At 51.4% G+C, this 16,908-nt stretch carries 20 protein-coding genes; 16 read left to right on the top strand and 4 right to left on the bottom strand.

From position 1 onward, the window contains the following. Window positions 1–14 precede the first annotated feature (14 nt). The 3 genes from xth to HRQ87_RS16495 all read left to right on the top strand — a co-directional run bounded on the left by xth (window position 15) and on the right by HRQ87_RS16495 (window position 2,058). The gene (gene xth, locus HRQ87_RS16485) at window positions 15–794 is read left to right on the top strand and encodes an exodeoxyribonuclease III (protein ID WP_174139543.1); all 780 of its coding nucleotides are present in this window, start codon (window positions 15–17) and stop codon (window positions 792–794) included. Continuing rightward, complete coding sequence (locus HRQ87_RS16490) at window positions 795–1,640, top strand: glycosyltransferase family 2 protein (RefSeq protein ID WP_174139544.1); 846 nt, start codon at window positions 795–797, stop codon at window positions 1,638–1,640. Between the two features lie 67 nt (window positions 1,641–1,707). Further along, the gene (locus HRQ87_RS16495; RefSeq protein WP_174139545.1) at window positions 1,708–2,058 is read left to right on the top strand and encodes a hypothetical protein; all 351 of its coding nucleotides are present in this window, start codon (window positions 1,708–1,710) and stop codon (window positions 2,056–2,058) included. On the opposite strand, the gene HRQ87_RS16500 is transcribed toward HRQ87_RS16495, so the two are convergent. Both HRQ87_RS16500 and dksA read right to left on the bottom strand, forming a co-directional pair. Then, entirely contained in the window at window positions 2,026–3,219 is a 1,194-nt protein-coding gene (locus HRQ87_RS16500; protein ID WP_174139546.1) for an FAD-dependent monooxygenase, read from the bottom strand. The genes HRQ87_RS16495 and HRQ87_RS16500 overlap by 33 nt on opposite strands. A 36-nt stretch (window positions 3,220–3,255) precedes the next feature. Further along, window positions 3,256–3,678: an RNA polymerase-binding protein DksA gene (gene dksA, locus HRQ87_RS16505; RefSeq protein WP_174139606.1), complete on the bottom strand. Its 423-nt coding sequence runs from the start codon at window positions 3,676–3,678 to the stop codon at window positions 3,256–3,258. Between the two features lie 192 nt (window positions 3,679–3,870). On the opposite strand from dksA, the gene HRQ87_RS16510 reads away from it, so the two are divergent. The 13 genes from HRQ87_RS16510 to HRQ87_RS16570 all read left to right on the top strand — a co-directional run bounded on the left by HRQ87_RS16510 (window position 3,871) and on the right by HRQ87_RS16570 (window position 13,371). Next, a complete protein-coding gene (locus HRQ87_RS16510; RefSeq protein ID WP_174139547.1) occupies window positions 3,871–4,710 on the top strand; it encodes an AAA family ATPase in 840 nt (279 codons plus the stop codon). Window position 4,711: 1 nt separating this feature from the next. Then, window positions 4,712–5,155: a GNAT family N-acetyltransferase gene (locus HRQ87_RS16515; protein WP_174139548.1), complete on the top strand. Its 444-nt coding sequence runs from the start codon at window positions 4,712–4,714 to the stop codon at window positions 5,153–5,155. Between the two features lie 4 nt (window positions 5,156–5,159). Next, the gene (locus tag HRQ87_RS16520) at window positions 5,160–6,530 is read left to right on the top strand and encodes a DUF2927 domain-containing protein (protein WP_174139549.1); all 1,371 of its coding nucleotides are present in this window, start codon (window positions 5,160–5,162) and stop codon (window positions 6,528–6,530) included. A gap of 8 nt (window positions 6,531–6,538) precedes the next feature. Continuing rightward, a complete protein-coding gene (locus HRQ87_RS16525; protein WP_174139550.1) occupies window positions 6,539–6,712 on the top strand; it encodes a hypothetical protein in 174 nt (57 codons plus the stop codon). Window positions 6,713–6,714: 2 nt separating this feature from the next. Next, window positions 6,715–7,899: a vWA domain-containing protein gene (locus tag HRQ87_RS16530; RefSeq protein ID WP_174139551.1), complete on the top strand. Its 1,185-nt coding sequence runs from the start codon at window positions 6,715–6,717 to the stop codon at window positions 7,897–7,899. A gap of 61 nt (window positions 7,900–7,960) precedes the next feature. Further along, window positions 7,961–8,386, top strand: a complete 426-nt coding sequence (locus HRQ87_RS16535) for an ester cyclase (RefSeq protein WP_174139552.1) — start codon at window positions 7,961–7,963, stop codon at window positions 8,384–8,386. Window positions 8,387–8,553: 167 nt separating this feature from the next. Further along, on the top strand, window positions 8,554–9,231 hold the full coding sequence (locus HRQ87_RS16540) for a rhodanese-like domain-containing protein (protein ID WP_174139553.1): 678 nt from the start codon (window positions 8,554–8,556) through the stop codon (window positions 9,229–9,231). Next, complete coding sequence (chrA, locus tag HRQ87_RS16545; RefSeq protein WP_174139554.1) at window positions 9,225–10,484, top strand: chromate efflux transporter; 1,260 nt, start codon at window positions 9,225–9,227, stop codon at window positions 10,482–10,484. The genes HRQ87_RS16540 and chrA overlap by 7 nt, the downstream gene beginning before the upstream one ends. An 83-nt stretch (window positions 10,485–10,567) precedes the next feature. Continuing rightward, window positions 10,568–11,050, top strand: a complete 483-nt coding sequence (locus tag HRQ87_RS16550) for an SspB family protein (protein ID WP_174139555.1) — start codon at window positions 10,568–10,570, stop codon at window positions 11,048–11,050. Between the two features lie 68 nt (window positions 11,051–11,118). After that, on the top strand, window positions 11,119–12,510 hold the full coding sequence (gene fumC / locus HRQ87_RS16555; RefSeq protein WP_174139556.1) for a class II fumarate hydratase: 1,392 nt from the start codon (window positions 11,119–11,121) through the stop codon (window positions 12,508–12,510). Continuing rightward, the gene (locus HRQ87_RS16560) at window positions 12,507–12,683 is read left to right on the top strand and encodes a DUF4169 family protein (RefSeq protein WP_174139557.1); all 177 of its coding nucleotides are present in this window, start codon (window positions 12,507–12,509) and stop codon (window positions 12,681–12,683) included. The genes fumC and HRQ87_RS16560 overlap by 4 nt, the downstream gene beginning before the upstream one ends. Further along, entirely contained in the window at window positions 12,680–13,153 is a 474-nt protein-coding gene (locus tag HRQ87_RS16565) for a hypothetical protein (protein ID WP_174139558.1), read from the top strand. Before HRQ87_RS16560 ends, HRQ87_RS16565 begins: the two co-directional genes overlap by 4 nt. Continuing rightward, window positions 13,150–13,371, top strand: coding sequence for a ribbon-helix-helix domain-containing protein (locus HRQ87_RS16570; RefSeq protein ID WP_174139559.1), 222 nt, complete (start codon window positions 13,150–13,152; stop codon window positions 13,369–13,371). Before HRQ87_RS16565 ends, HRQ87_RS16570 begins: the two co-directional genes overlap by 4 nt. An 80-nt stretch (window positions 13,372–13,451) precedes the next feature. On the opposite strand, the gene HRQ87_RS16575 is transcribed toward HRQ87_RS16570, so the two are convergent. Both HRQ87_RS16575 and HRQ87_RS16580 read right to left on the bottom strand, forming a co-directional pair. Further along, window positions 13,452–15,806, bottom strand: coding sequence for a TRAP transporter large permease (locus tag HRQ87_RS16575; protein ID WP_174139560.1), 2,355 nt, complete (start codon window positions 15,804–15,806; stop codon window positions 13,452–13,454). Window positions 15,807–15,821: 15 nt separating this feature from the next. Next, the gene (locus tag HRQ87_RS16580) at window positions 15,822–16,820 is read right to left on the bottom strand and encodes a TRAP transporter small permease subunit (protein WP_174139561.1); all 999 of its coding nucleotides are present in this window, start codon (window positions 16,818–16,820) and stop codon (window positions 15,822–15,824) included. Window positions 16,821–16,908 lie beyond the last annotated feature (88 nt).

Here is a 16,908-nt window from a genome sequence, read left to right on the forward strand (position 1 = left end):
ACAGGGATTACTTGATGAAAATTGCCACCTTTAACATCAACGGCATCAAGGCCCGTATCAATGCACTGCCGGAATGGCTGGATGAGGCGCAGCCTGACGTCGTGCTTTTGCAGGAAATCAAATCGGTCGACGATGCATTCCCGCGCGACGTTTTCGAAGACAGGGGCTATAACGTCGAAACCCACGGGCAGAAAAGCTTTAACGGCGTCGCAATCTTGTCCAAGCTGCCACTGGAAGACGTACAGCGCGGCCTGCCCGGCGATGACGATGACGAACAGGCCCGCTGGATCGAAGCGACCGTTGTCGGGGAAAAAGCCATTCGGATCTGCGGGCTGTATTTGCCCAATGGAAACCCAACGCCCGGACCCAAATATGATTACAAACTGGCTTGGATGGAACGGCTGCACGCCCGCGCAAAAGATTTGATGACATTGGAAGAACCAGCCCTTATGGCGGGCGATTATAATATCATCCCACAGGCCGAGGACGCAAAACGGCCCGACGCATGGCGCGATGACGCACTGTTTCGCTTGGAAAGTCGCGCGGCCTTTCGCAGGATCCTGAACCTTGGGTTTACCGAAGCGTTCCGCGCCCGCAATCATGCCCCTGAACAATACAGCTTTTGGGATTATCAGGCAGGTGCGTGGAACAAGAACGATGGTATCCGAATCGATCATTTCCTGTTGACTCCACAATGTGCTGATCTGATGACCGACTGCCAGATTGATGCCAATGTACGCGGACGTGACAAACCGTCAGATCACGTGCCTGTCTGGGTCGAGCTCGCCGCATAAATGGGCATTCTAAAAGACATATGGCGCGGCAAAACGGCTTGGCAAATGGGATTAAAGGTCAAGCTGTGGCGCGCTACGACACCACTTGATCCCCCGTCAGATCAGCCTGTGGTTATCTTTGCCGTCAATCTTGTATCGCGTCGCCGTGCCCCCGATTGGGATGAAACCTGCGCCAATCTGGCGCAAACTGTCGCCAGCTTTCGCGCTCAAACTTGCGATCAATGGCGCGCGATCATCTGTGGTCAAGACAAACCAAAGGGCATCGATTTTGATAATCAAGTTCAGTTTTTGAAATCCTATACCTCGGACAAATTCAACGATCAGGGTGATAAGCGCCGTCAGATCATCAGCCATGTGGCCAGGACTGTTAAAACGGATGGATATTACATGCGTTTTGATGCAGATGATATCCTGCACCCAAAAGCTGTTGAACATATGTGTCGCGATAACAATGGGGCGGGATATTTCGTCGAAACAGGTTATATGTACGATGTCAGCAACGATAATTTTGCACCACTTGGACCGCGCTATCCCGATATTGGCATAGTTCCATTTTATGCACTTTGCGGATCATGCTGTGCGGTCCGCTATGATTTTCGTACATCGCGAAAATTTCGGCATCTACTGAATGAAATGAAAGCCCATGGTCGTATTATCGACCGGATGCAGCTTTATGGTTTTCAGATGGCGCCTTTTCCGTTTCCCGCTGCCCTTTATCTGGTGAACCACGGTCAAAACATGGTTGAACGCCGGGGCAAGATGGATGGTAAAGTAAGCTATGTTCAGCAACATTTGATAAAAGACAAAGAGCGCACTGATCAAATTCGCAGTGAATTTAAAATCTAAGTCTGGGAACTTTTTTCGTTTTGCCGACGTTAATCTATCAAATTCGAACATAAAGAAAGATAGACAAATGTTGAAAAACGTTGGTTTTTTAGCGCTGTTGATGTGTATGCCAATGATGGCACTTGCTGAACAAACATGCGCAACTCAGAATGCAACAAAATGTATCGTGGCTTACGGCAATCCGTCGGATGGCATGATTTATCACAATGGTAAAGCCTTTAAAGAACCCAAATACAAAGACGGTGATGTGATACCGGTCGGCAAATATTCCTTGCTGCTGAACACACAATATTATGGGTTACCAAGGGCGACAGACGGCTGGGTTTATATGCAGATCGATGAACACGTATATCGCGTGGATTGGAAAACGCATACAATCTTATCGTTAGCTACGCTTGAGACCGCTGCCGTCTATTAAGGTAACATCTTCACCGTAAAGCCAGTCAAATCGGCGAAGCGGGGCAGATGGCGCAATCGAACCGCCCAAACGCAGCGCCGTATGGGCGGCCCATCTTAGCGGTGGAAATCGCAGGTGATAGTTTCGTGCATTTTTTGAGGCCGCATCAATGACCCGTGATACCCGGGCATGGCGGTGGCTTTGGTATTCTGCCAAACCATGCTCTATTTCATCATTCGCATCCAAGCTGGCAGCTAAAACCCAGGCATCTTCAAGCGCCATATTCGCCCCTTGTGCCAGAAACGGCAACGTTGGGTGGGCGGCATCTCCCAAGATCGCAACATGACCACGGTGCCAGCTTTCTGCAACAGGATGGCGGAAAAGACCCCATAGATTTACAACATCAACTTTTTTTATTAAGTCTTTAATATCATTTGAAAAATTTGAAAACGCGTGGCGCAAGTTATCTGGGTCATCCTGATGATACCAACCTTCCTCGGCCCAGTCCCCGCGCTCCTCGACCGCAACAATATTGATCAAGGATTCATCGCGCAATGGATAAGTTACCAAATGGCGACCAGGCCCCATATGGACATTAACTTGCTTTGAAGCCGCGCCATCTGCAGGCACCAGCGCACGCCAAGCGACTTGATGGGTAAAAAACGGCGCAACGGTACCGTTCAAAACATGCCGCACCACTGAATTCAAACCATCGGCCCCGATCAGGATATCACAGCCATGTATTTGTTCGTCGATGCTAACACTTGGCGTTGTTCCACACTTGATATCGTCAATGCGTACGCCCGCCTGAACATCAACGCCCACGTCGCGGGCCGCCGTTGCCAACAAATCAATCAAATCAGCGCGATGTACAAATGAATAGAACTGGGTATCCGGTAATTGCGTCAGATCAATCCGCAATACGTCACGACCTGCCCGGTAGTCACGCAATTGGACAGCTTCGGCCTTGGTCGCGATTTTGGATAAAGCATCTTGTAAATCCAGCGCACGCAAAACCGCCAGACCATTCGGGCTGATCTGCAAACCTGCGCCAACTTCAGAAATGACGGCGGCCTGTTCAAAAACTCGAACCCGTGCCCCCCGCAAAGCAAAGGCGCGGGCCACTGCCAAACCAGCAATACCCGCGCCAATGATAAATATTGTCTTTCCGGTCAATGACATCCGAATATCCAAATGCCGATGACCCCGTGACGCACGTTAGTCGTCGCGATGAACCTTTTCACGACGTTCATGACGTTCCTGCGCCTCAAGGCTGAGTGTTGCAATAGGTCGTGCGTCCAGCCGCTTTAGCGAAATTGGTTCACCAGTACTTTCGCAATATCCATATTCACCTTCATCAATCCGGCGCAATGCCGCATCGATTTTAGTGACCAGCTTGCGCTGGCGATCACGGGTCCGAAGTTCAAGCGCACGGTCTGTTTCCTCGCTCGCGCGGTCGGCGATATCTGGAATATTACGTGTGCTGTCTTGCAAACCTTCGATCGTATCTTTGCTGTCAGAAAGAAGATCATTCTTCCAGTTCAACAATTTGCGTCGAAAATACTCAACTTGCCGTTCGTTCATGAACGGTTCGTCTTCGGCTGGTCGATAATCGTCCGGCAGAAAAACTTCAGCTTTCATACCTGCTCCCTCATGCAGACCGGATTTTGACATACCTGCTTGATCGGTCATTCAAAACCCTCCCGGGCGCGATTTAACCCAGCTTGGCAGCCGTGTCACTAGGCAAATCCCAGTCAAAACCGCACAGTTGCCTGTTTGCCTGTCTCTGCTAATGTCGGTCGGGCTGACAAAAACAACCCAAGCGAGAGGCAGATGAAATTTACCGGAACTGAAAGCTATGTCGCGACCGAAGATCTGACGATCGCTGTCAACGCTGCTGTAACGCTGGAACGACCCCTGTTGGTTAAGGGCGAACCAGGTACGGGTAAGACAGAATTGGCCCGCCAGGTCGCAGGATCATTGGGGTTGCCGATGATCGAGTGGCATATCAAATCCACCACACGCGCACAGCAGGGTTTGTATGAATATGATGCGGTTAGTCGACTGAGAGACAGTCAACTGGGCGACCCAAAAGTTGAAGATGTCAGTAATTACATCAAGAAAGGCAAACTTTGGCAGGCATTCGACGCTGACGATAAAACTGTTCTGCTGATTGATGAAATCGACAAAGCCGACATCGAATTTCCCAATGATCTGTTGCAAGAATTGGACCGAATGGAGTTTCATGTCTATGAAACAGGCGAAACGATCAAAGCTCGTCAAAGACCGATTGTAATCATTACATCGAATAATGAAAAAGAGTTGCCAGACGCATTTTTGCGCCGCTGCTTTTTTCATTACATACAATTTCCGGATGAACAGACGATGCGGAAAATTGTCGAAGTACACCATCCGGGAATCAAGGATGCGTTGTTAACCACGGCGCTAACACAGTTTTATGAACTGCGTGAAACGGCTGGCCTGAAGAAAAAGCCATCAACGTCCGAAGTTTTGGATTGGCTCAAGCTGCTATTGGCCGAGGATCTGACTGCTGAAGACCTGCGCCGCGATGGAAAAACGGCACTGCCCAAGTTGCACGGTGCTTTGCTGAAGAATGAACAGGATGTACATTTGTTCGAACGCTTGGCCTTTATCGCCCGTGGTCAACGCTAAGATGGCCGTCACGATACGCCCGCTTACGCACGAAGATCACAGCGAATGGCGCCGCCTTTGGACTGCTTATCTGGAATTTTACGAAAGCTCTGTGCCAGAGACGGTTTATGAAACGACATTCACCAGACTGTTGGGGGATGATCCACAGGACTTTACCTGTCTGTTGGCCGTGCAGGATGATCAGCCTGTCGGATTGGTCCATTATGTCTTTCACAGACACTGCTGGAAAGTGGAAAATACGTGTTATCTTCAAGACTTATATGCCGATCCTGAAGTGCGCGGTCAGGGCGTTGGTCGTAAATTGATCGAAGCTGTCTATGCAGCCGCTGATGCCAATGAGTCACACAGCGTTTATTGGAATACACAAGAGTTCAACAAAACCGCACGACAGCTTTATGATCGGGTCGGTGTGGTGACACCCTTTATAAAATATCTAAGGCCCTGATCTGATGCGTTTTATTGCCCTACCCCTGATTGGTCTGCTGACCGCTTGCAGCCCCGGTTCAAACCCGGACGTGACGGATCGTGCCACGCCGCTGGATATGCGACTGCCACCGATGAAGGTTTTCAATACCTCAACAGTGCAACAACCCATCAGATCAAACGCCACCATTGCGCGTGACTTTCTGGATTTGACATTTCAGTTGGAAAGCGGGCGTGCAGTGCCGCGACTGACCCGGTTTGATGGTCCGATATCTGTTCGTGTCGGCGGAAAGCCTGCCCCGCCAAGCCTGATGGGGGATCTGAATGCCCTGTTGGAACGTTTGCGATCCGAAGCAAAAATTCCAATTCAGCTAACCACCCGCAAAGATGCCAACATCACGGTTGAGATTATAACCCGCAATCAGCTTCAGCGCACTGTTCCAAATGCCGCCTGTTTTGTTGTTCCCGGTGTCAGCGGTTGGGCTGATTATCGCAAGCGTCGCGGCAGTGCGATTGTCGATTGGGCGACACTGACAAAACGTACGCGAATTACTGTATTTATTCCTGCTGAAACCAGCCCACAGGAAATTCGCGATTGTCTGCACGAAGAAATTGCCCAAGGTCTTGGCCCCTTGAATGATCTTTATCGTCTGCCGGACAGCGTTTTTAACGATGATAATTTCCATACGGTGTTAACTGGTTTTGATATGTTAATCCTGCGCGCCTACTACGATCCGGTATTGAAAAACGGCATGACACAACAACAAGTGGTGTCAGTTCTTCCTGGCGTTATTCAGCGACTGAACCCTGCCGGCGGGCGCGGCATACCTGCCCGCGCGCCCCAAACAGAACGCGCCTGGATCAATGCGATAGAAACAGCGCTGAACCCAACCAGAAGCCCATCAAGCCGCCTGACATCTGCCCGCAAAGCGTTGCGGATTGCCCAAAGAAATGGATGGGCAGATAACAGATTGGCATTCAGCCACTTCATTGTCGGACGTTTGAATATGGGCGTTGCGAATGTGACATCGTTGAATAATTTTCAGGATGCAGATCGCTTTTACGGGTCCAGCACCACCACAAAACTGCAGCGTGCGCATGTGGGCGTGAACCTTGCAGCCTTTGCGCTGCGCAGTGGTGATGGCCAAACTGCAATTGATCTGGCTGATGCTTACATTCCGTCGGTCATGCGATCTGAAAACGCGGCCCTTTTGTCCACATTTCTTATGATGAAGGCGGAAGGTCTTGATCAAATCGGACGCAAGGATGAAGCGGCAGAAATACGGCTGGAAAGTCTGGGGTGGGCTCGTTATGGGTTTGGTGAACCGCGTGAAATCAGCGCAAGATTAAGCGAGATAGCAGCGCTGTCGCCCAAATCGGTCGAACAAAGGAATTAATGTGTAAAATGGGCTTTTTTAGTCTTCTGATTATCGCGGCATTTATCGGAATGGGGTTTGGTGGACTGATCGCTTATCTGCGCAAAGGCGAGGCTTTTGATATCGGTCACTATGCTTTGGTTGGTGGCATTATATTCTTTGTTCTAGCGGCCTTGATCCTGACAATCCTGTCACGGGTCTGATAATGTTTCTGCCGTTTTTTGATAATCTAAGGAAAATCGGCGTTCCGGTCAGTGTTCGCGAATATCTGACCTTTCTGGAAGGAATGAAAGCGGGGCTTGCAACCTATGATATTGAGGCATTTTATTACTTAGCACGCGTCTCTATGGTCAAAGACGAACGCAATATCGATAAGTTCGACCGCGCCTTTGCGGCCAGTTTCGAAGGCTTGGAACAGATTGAGATGTCGCAAGTGCTTGAGGCTGTCGACATTCCCGCCGACTGGCTGGAAAAGATGGCTGAAAAACATCTGACTGCCGAAGAAAAAGCCGAAATCGAAGCCCTTGGTGGGTTTGAAAAACTGATGGAAACGTTGAAAGAGCGGCTGAAAGATCAGGAAGGTCGCCATCAGGGGGGCAATAAATGGATTGGCACGGCGGGCACGTCACCCTTTGGGGCCTATGGTTATAATCCCGAAGGCGTGCGGATTGGGCAAAAAGAAAGCCGCCATCAGCGCGCGACCAAAGTTTGGGATAAACGCGAATTTCGCAATTTGGATGATACAGTTGAATTGGGTACCCGTAACATCAAGGTCGCCCTGAAACGTCTGCGCCGGTGGGCCCGCGATGGCGCTGCAGAAGAGCTAGACCTGGACGGGACGATCCGCGCCACGGCCGAACACGGCTATCTTGATGTCCAGACCCGCCCGGAACGACGCAATGCCGTCAAAGTACTGCTGTTTCTGGATGTTGGCGGATCCATGGATCCGCATATCAAGGTGGTTGAGGAATTGTTCAGTGCCGCCCGCGCTGAATTCAAGCATCTGGAATATTTCTACTTTCACAACTGTCTGTACGAAGGTGTCTGGCGCGACAATCGCCGTCGCTGGAATGCCCAGACCCCGACCCATGACGTTCTGCGCACCTATGGCTCTGACTATAAATGTATTTTCGTCGGGGATGCGTCGATGTCTCCTTATGAAATCGCCTATGTCGGCGGGGCGAATGAACACTGGAACGCCGAAGCTGGTCAGACTTGGCTAACACGCGCGCGTGACCAATGGCCCGACAATCTGTGGATTAATCCGCTACAGGAAAAATATTGGGATTATACCCATTCCATCGCCATGATCCGCGAGATTTTTGAAGGCCAAATGGTCCCAATGACGTTAGAAGGTCTTGAGCGCGGCATGAAAGCGCTTGGACGCTGATCCTGCATTTACCACTTCTTCAGACCTATGACGTAAACCTTTGTTAATCGGAGGGACGATCATGCAACATTTCGCACTTTTAGAAGACTGGTACCAACGCGTCTGGATCAATGCTGATATCGACGCAATTGACGAGCTGTTTCACCCCACGGCGGCCGCCGAAGGTCTTGTAAACGATATGGCAATGACGGCAGAAGAATTTAAAGGGCTTGTGCCTGCTTTTGCACGCCTTGTCGAAGTAACCGATGTCAAATTCCATCAATATTTTGAAAGCGATGACTGGCTTGCCGCGGCAATGACAATCACAGCGCAAAGTAAACAGGATGGCAAAACGATCTCGGCTGATGCGCAAGTCATGATCAAGGTGGCAAACGGCAAGATTGTCGAAGCTTACAACCAATTCGACATGCTAAGCTGCTTTGAACAATTGGGCTTCCTGCCTGAAGATTCATTCTTGTTGTCCCTGTCCGGCCATGGCATCGGATAAAACAGCAGCCTAAACTGACCGTGCCAGCACCCCGTTGGCATGGTCAAAAAGAAACCGTTGACCAACGCGCCCAAATCTATCACCCTGACAACAGGGGTATAGCGACCCACCCCTTCAGGCAGGTGCCCAAGGTTCGCATCCATTGGCTTGGCCAGAAGGGATGCAACATGCACCATGATTTTCTGAAAACCGGGATCACCCCAACCGCTTTATTCAATTGGCTGGGAACCGTACGAACGCCGCGCATCATTGATGTTTGCATAGATGAAGACTTTGCCGCAGCCCCCTTTTTGATCCCCACTGCAGAACGACAGGCTTTTACCAACATCAGCAGCCCCGAACCAACAGTCGTGATCTGTCAAAAAGGCTTGAAGCTTAGTCAGGGCGCCGCCGCAATGCTGCGCAGCACTGGTCGCGTCGCAACTTTTCTGATCGGCGGAAACATCGCGTGGCGCATGGCTGGATTAGCTCGTATCGCAGCAGATAAGGTTCAGTCTAATACCTTATGGCTGACCTCTGACACCTGCTTTGCACACCGTGCTTTTCAATTCTGGATACTGCGTAGATGGGTAAGCCGCAGTGCGCGTTTGCTTTGTGTCGACAAGGATCAGGTCAACCTGATCTCAGAAAAATTCGCAGCCTGCATATTACCAGACAATTTGACCGCATACTTTGACTTGGACATACCTGTGTTACAAAGCCTTGAAAAGAAAGTGAAAACAAAGCATCAGGATCTTTGGACAGTGCTAAGCGGTATCGAACAAACATCACATTCGGAACTGGCCGGTTTCGACGCTGCTGCTTTGGTTCTGGATGCTGCATATGTCGGATACAGATCATGTTAGTAAGCACGCGCGATCTGTTTCATGTTTTTGGCCGCATTGGCCTTTTATCGTTTGGTGGACCTGCCGCGCAAATTGCATTGATGCACAAAGAGCTTGTGGATGACCGCAACTGGCTGACCGAACAACAGTTCCTGAATGCACTGTCTTTTTGCATGCTGCTGCCAGGGCCCGAGGCGATGCAACTTGCAACCTATGCGGGTTGGCGGTTGCGCGGGACATTCGGCGGCTTGATTGCCGGTCTTTTGTTCGTCATACCCGGTGCAATTTTCATTCTAACCCTAGCGTTGGGCTATGCGTATTTTGGCAGCTTGCCTTTTATTCAAGCCCTGTTTCTTGGGGTGAAAGCGACCGTTCTGGTGATTGTCTTGCAAGCATTTTTAAAGATCGGGAACAAGGCACTGAAAACCCGCGGTCATTGGATCGTGGCTGCGTTGGCCTTGTTGGGGATATTCCTTCTTAACCTGCCCTTTCCACTTATCATCATCGCAGCTGCGGTCTGGGGCGCGTTGCGTGCACGACCAACCGAAATTGAAACGCCTTTGCCCCCGGCGCATGCATCAGCACCCCTTTTGCAAACGATCACGATATGGGGCGTGATATGGCTGACCCCTGTCTTCGTTCTGTGGGCAACCGGCGCCACATTTTTAACCGAGGTGGGATTGTTTTTCTCAAAACTAGCAGTTGTGACATTCGGAGGGGCGTATGCCGTTCTGGCGTATATGACACAAGAGGTTGTGAATGATTACGCCTGGCTGACCACAGCCGAAATGATCGACGCCCTGGGTTTGGCCGAAACCACGCCGGGGCCATTGATATTGGTAACCGAATTCGTAGGACTGCTTGCTGGCTTTCGCGAAGGCGGTATTGGCATGGCACTCGCCGCAGGTGTACTTACGCTTTGGGTGACGTTTACCCCTTGTTTTCTATGGATATTCGCAGGCGCGCCATACATCGACGCATTATCACGCAAACCGCGCTTGACGGGGGCTTTGCACGCCATCACAGCCGCTGTCGTGGGCGTTATCCTGAACCTGTCGATCTGGTTTGCGCTGCATGTTTTCTTTGCAAAACTGAATCCCATTGCATTTGGGCCAATTGCGTTTTTGATGCCTGACATCAAAAGCTTAAATATCACAGCCCTGATCCTAGCCATGATTGCCATGGGTGCATTGCTAAAGTTAAAACGCAGTTTGCCTGAAGTATTGGCAATGAATGCAATACTGGCATTGCTGATCTCACTTTCTGTAACATAGCGTCATAATGTGCTGTCCTGCCCCCTTTTACTTTGTTCCGAATCCCCTATGCTAAAGAGAACGAAATTGACGGGACGACCGATATGTCTGGTGTCATTGATTATGGAAGCCTGATGCACCGCGCGATGCGCAGTCTGATACAGCAAGTGCTGACGGATGTTGCGGAAACTGGTCTGCCGGGGCAGCACCATTTTTTCATCACCTTCGATACGCTGCACCCGGATGTTGAAATCGCGGATTGGCTAAGTGATCGTTATCCCGGTGAAATGACTGTTGTGATGCAACATTGGTTCGATAATCTGAACGTGACCGACGAAGGGTTCACAGTCACGCTGAACTTTGGCGACAGCCCAGAGCCGCTTTATATTCCCTATGATGCGATCAAGACATTCGTTGATCCATCGGTCGAATTCGGACTGCGCTTTGAAAGCCAGGAAGACGAAGATAACGATGGCGCGGCACCCGCCCCGGTTGAATTGCGCCATGAACCCGCGATTGTCGAAGAAAAAGAAGAGGCCCCGAAAGGCGATGCAGAAGTCGTCAGCCTGGACAGTTTCCGCAAATAAGCACCCGATGATTGCCCCCGGTCGCTGCCCGCGCTAAAGGGCTGTAAACGAATACCGGAGAACCTTTCATGACCGACACCCGCACTGAAACCGACAGCTTTGGCCCTTTGCAGGTGCCCTCCGATAAATACTGGGGCGCGCAGACGCAGCGATCGATCATGAACTTCCCCATCGGTTGGGAAAAGCAGCCCGTGGCGATCGTGCGTGCGTTGGGCGTGATCAAACAGGCCTGCGCCATGGCGAACAAAGATCAGGGCACGCTGGACGGCAAACTGGCCGATGCGATCATTCAGGCGGCAAGTGAGGTCGTCGCGGGCCAGCATGATGACAACTTCCCCCTGGTGGTCTGGCAAACCGGGTCCGGCACCCAGTCGAACATGAACGCCAACGAGGTCATCGCCAACCGCGCCATCGAAATTCTGGGCGGTGAAATTGGGTCAAAAGACCCCGTGCACCCCAATGATCACTGCAATATGGGGCAGTCGTCGAACGACACCTTCCCCACCGCGATGCATATTGCCACCGCGACAACCGCGCATGACGTTTTACTGCCGGGGCTGGCCAAATTACACGCCGCCCTTGAGGCAAAGGTGCAGGAATTCGACGGGATCATCAAAATCGGTCGCACCCACACGATGGACGCCACGCCCCTGACACTGGCGCAGGAATTTTCCGGCTATACCCATCAGGTCGCCATGGGCATTCAGCGGGTCCGTGATGCTTTGGGCCGAATTTACGAATTGGCCCAGGGCGGCACCGCTGTCGGCACCGGGCTGAACACGCAGCATGGCTGGGCCGAAAAAGTCGCGGCGAACATGGCCGAAATCACCGGCCTGCCCTTTGTCACCGCGCCAAACAAGTTCGAGGCGCTCTCCGCCCATGATGCCATGGTCGAAATGTCCGGCGCGCTGAAAACCGTGGCCGCCAGCCTGTTCAAGATCGCCAACGACATCCGCCTTTTGGGCTCGGGCCCCCGCTGCGGGTTGGGCGAGTTGATGTTGCCCGAAAATGAACCCGGCAGCTCGATCATGCCGGGCAAGGTCAATCCGACACAGTGTGAGGCGCTGACCCAGGTCTGCGCCCATGTCTTCGGCAATGACGCCGCCGTGGGCTTTGCCGGGTCGCAGGGGCATTTCGAACTGAACGTCTATAAACCCATGATGGCCTATAACGTCTTGCAATCTATGCAGCTTTTGGGCGATGCCGCCGTGGCGTTTACCGATAATTGCGTGGTGGGCATCAAGGCCGATAAGGACCGGATCGAAAAGCTGATGCGCGAAAGCCTGATGCTGGTCACAGCGCTCGCGCCCGAGATCGGCTACGACAACGCCACCACCGTCGCCAAAACGGCGCATAAGAACGGCACAACACTGAAAGAAGAAGCGATTGCTTTGGGCTTTGTTGACGCTGAAACCTTTGACCGTGTGGTGCGACCGGAACATATGATCGGGCCCAAGTGAAGCCAGTTAACCTAAACAAATATCGCAAAGTTAAAGCCCGTGTAAATAAAAAAGCACGGGCGGATCAGAACGCGATGGCATTCGGGCGCAGCAAGGCGGGAAAACAGAAAGATACTCAGCAAATCCAGACTTTACGTGATAAACTTGACCAGCATAAGCTGGACAAAGAATGACCGATAAAGCAAAAGGCGATTTTTTAACCGGATTTGCTTCGGCCGCTGTAGTGGGCGCGGTCGCAATTGCAGTCTTTGGTCTTTTGCGCAGCTGCAGTCCACAAGCAGAGTTTCCACCGCAGGTTATAGATTTTTCTAACCTTGCAGAAGGCGAAATACAGCTTTGGGCGATCGGCGATCAACCCGCCGCTTTCCTTATTTTGCACGACAAATTCATATTTTACGATCCAACCTGCCCCGGTGATAGGTATTTACCAATTCCTGTTTTAACCACTGGCAACCAATGGTTTTGCATGCGTTCAACGGCGCACCACAATCTTGACGGAACACATTCGCATAGCGGGTTTACTGGTAAAGATATGGGCCCATTACCAGACTATATCGTAGTCGATGGCTATACCGTTTCAATTCCATCGAAATACGGAACAGCACAGCACATTCGCACAGATTACGCGGACCTTGATCAATGAGCCGCCCGAAAAAGCGATCCCTAACGCTAAAGGGGCACCGCACCAGCGTATCGCTTGAGGATGAGTTCTGGAGCGCGTTTAGAATGATAGCAGATAAAAATGCTAAGCCGATCAATGTTCTGGCCGCCGAAATTGACACAGATCGCGGAACAGATATCGGGCTGGCTTCAGCTATTCGGCTTTATATTCTGCGCTATTATCAAACGCAAAATAGTTAGACTTTAGATACAAAAGCCGGGCGCCCGATAAACCTGTCAAAATTGAAAGCCGCACCCCGGTCGAAACCGGGATGCCATGTCTAATTCCCAATCAGGTTCGGCACGATAGTTACCACTTGCGGGAAGAGTGACAGCAAAGCCAGTCCCGCAATTTGGATCAGAACAAAGGGGATAATGCCCTGGTAAATGTGCCCGGTTGTGACCTCTTTCGGGGCAACACCACGCAGATAGAACAGCGCAAAACCAAAGGGCGGCGTTAGGAAGCTGGTCTGCAGATTCACAGCGATCATGATGGTCACCCATTTCGGGTCCATCGTGCCGCCATAGATCACAGGCCCCACAATCGGGATCACGATGTAGATGATCTCAAGGAAATCAAGCACAAAGCCCAACACAAACAGAACCAGCATCACAATCAGGAATACCGTAAATTCACTGTCAAAGCTTTTCAGGAACTGCTGGATGTAATGTTCCCCACCGAAAGAAATCACCACAAGGTTCAGCAGTTGCGACCCGATCAGGATGGTAAACACCATACTGGTCACCTTGGCCGTTTCGCGCACCACGGGGGGCAACACTTTGCTGGCAAGCAGCACCCAACAAGCATACAGAATACCGAAAAGCGCGAACAAAAACGCGCCGTAAGCGACGATGAATGCAATCCAATTTTCTGTTTTGACATCCGATTGGTTGACCCGCAGATCAAAGTTCACACCAACCAGGATCATGATGATAATTGCAAATGTTGCCTGGATGATGATCTTGCCGGATTTATCCTGATCGCGCAATTTACGGTATGCAGCCAGCATGATGGCACCCCCTGCCCCAAGGGCCGCAGCCGGTGTGGGGTTGGTGATGCCGCCAAGGATTGACCCCAGCACAGCGACAATCAGGACAAGCGGTGGAAAGACCACGCGCAACAGTTCGTTTTGACCCAAAAGCTTAGTGGCCTCGCGGCACCCATAAAGCGTCAGCGCCAAGGGAACGATCATGATCAGAACAGTATTGCCAGGTGATGTGAGCGGGCCAACTAAGAACGCGTCGAATGCCAGCGCCAGTACGACACCTGCGCCACCGATCATCAGGGGCGTTTTATCTGCAGATGGACGCACACCGCGCGCAGTTGTCAGCATCAACGCCAGCAACAAGAAACCGATGGCGATACCGCTGCCAATCGGTGCTGCGTTCGTGACCAGATCAGCACGCGCCTTGATCACTTCTTCCAGTGTCAACTCACGACTTTCCTGAATGCCGCCGGCTGCTGTGATGGCCGCACTTTCCGCAACAGCTGTATCCCATGCCTCTTGACCATGCAGATCAATCATAGCGGCTTTACATTGATCTGATACATTGGTGCGCAGACTGGCGGTTTGACCCGCATCGGTAAAGCTGTCGACAATAATCTCTTGATTACCGATCACATTAACCTGTCCCAGCATGATCATACCGCCGATCAGGGCAAAGGGTATCGCCAGGAACCAGGTCATCGCCTGACCCTTGTTTGGTCCATCCGTGCTGGCCGCGCCCATTTCGACAGCTGGCGCTTTCGATGGATTGAATAGCGCGTAACCAAAGGCATAAAGGCCATACAGGAAAGCCAGCAGAATACCGGGCAACAGCGCTGCCTGGAACAATGTGCCAACGGACACAACAGCCGGTTCACCCAAGTAAGTCAGCGCGTCAGAGCATCCGACTGACGACGCACGTTGTTCTTGGGCCGCCGAATAAAGATCGCCCGCCAATGTGCCCAGCAAAACGATGACGATAGACGGCGGAATGATTTGCCCCAATGTGCCCGACGCGGCAATCACACCTGTGGCCAGTTGCGGTGAATAGTTATTGCGCAGCATTGTCGGAAGGCTAAGCAAACCCATCGTCACAACTGTTGCGCCCACGATGCCGGTTGATGCCGCAAGGAACGCGCCCACAACCACAACAGATACGGCCAAACCACCGGGCAGCGGGCCAAAGACCCGCGCCATGGTTTTCAGCAGATCGTCGGCGATCTTGGACCGTTCCAGCGTGATACCCATCAGAACGAACATCAAAACCGCCAGCAATGTTTCGATTGATTGACCCGCAAGTACGCGTTCGTTCATTCGCAGCGGAAAACCTGAAATAACCTTGCGCAGTGCATCTTCGACGCCCGTCACAAACACCGGTTCGCCAATTCTTGGTAAGTCCGGGTATCGGAATATTGATATATTGTCCCTGGGCACACCCATAGCGATCAGGTCAGCATATTGACTGGAATCTGTATCAATCGCTTGGTGGATCAGATAGCCCGAACTATCCAATGCGGCAATGATTGCGAATGAAATCACCGCCGACCCACCGATGGCAAAGGCCACCGGAAAGCCCGACAAAATGCCCGCGAATAGGCAGAGAAAAACGATAATCAGGCCAATTTCTACGCCATCAAGTCCTAAAAACATATCCGTCCCTGCCTGTTAATGGATGTTCGCCGCGAGTTCCGCATCGGCGTCGCCCAATTTATCTTTATCAAGGTATTTGCCTTCGCTTTCAGGCCCTTCTTTCCATTCCAGATAGGACCGGTAAAAGAATGCAATTGCCTGTAGAAAAACCATTAGGGCGAATGTCACCAGCAGGATCTTGAACAGGAAATAGGCCGTAAAGCCGTTTGGCGAAAAGCCGATTGTTTCGACATTCCAGCGCATCGCACGTGATCTGGTCAACAATTGATCAAGATCATAATTCCATGCTGATACGTTTGGCACCACAAGGTTTCGCCATAGATAGAACCAGCCGTAAAGCCATGTCACCAGTGCAACCGGCATCATGAAAAACAGACTGCCCAGCATGTCGATAACGCGTTTTGTGCGGAAGCGAACCGCAGAATAAACCAGATCAACGCGCACATGGCCGCCCTGCACGAATGTGTAAGTACAGCACAGTGCGACAACCAAAGCATTGTAAAGCTTCAGCTCTTCCGACCACCAACTGACATCGAATGTCAGGAAATCAACACCATAGACCAGTGCGATTTCAGATCGCGTAAAAATTCGCTGCATAAAGACGATGATAATCTGTTGCAGCACCATAATCAGACCGGCCCATGCGAAAAAGCGGCCGAACATGTTGGCAAACCCTTCCAGGAACCGCACGCTGCGCCACATAAAATTCCGCCAGATCAGGCCCGCGATTGTGACCAAAAGAAAAATCGTGAAAACAACAAAAAAGAATTCAACCGAGGCACCGTAAAAGATGAACTTCATCATGGATTGTTTGTCTTCGGGCGTATCCAGCCCGCCAACCCATGCCAGCCAAGATCCCGGATGTGTTACTGCGTATCCGAAGCTATAGAAGGCCTCAAGGATATTACCCGACACCCATTGCAGTGCGCCAGAGCTTTGAAATTTATCAAGACAACTTATTGTTTCTTCCGTTTGCGCGGCGAAAAAGCCGCTGCATTCGATTTGATCGTCCATGTGTATCCCCACACTCCCAAACCCCGGGGCTTGGGTACTGAATGCTGAATTCAGGAACCTCGCCCGGACAGCGCCCGGGCGAGAATAT

The organism is Parasulfitobacter algicola, assembly GCF_013315265.1.
GTDB classification, from domain to species: domain Bacteria; phylum Pseudomonadota; class Alphaproteobacteria; order Rhodobacterales; family Rhodobacteraceae; genus Parasulfitobacter; species Parasulfitobacter algicola.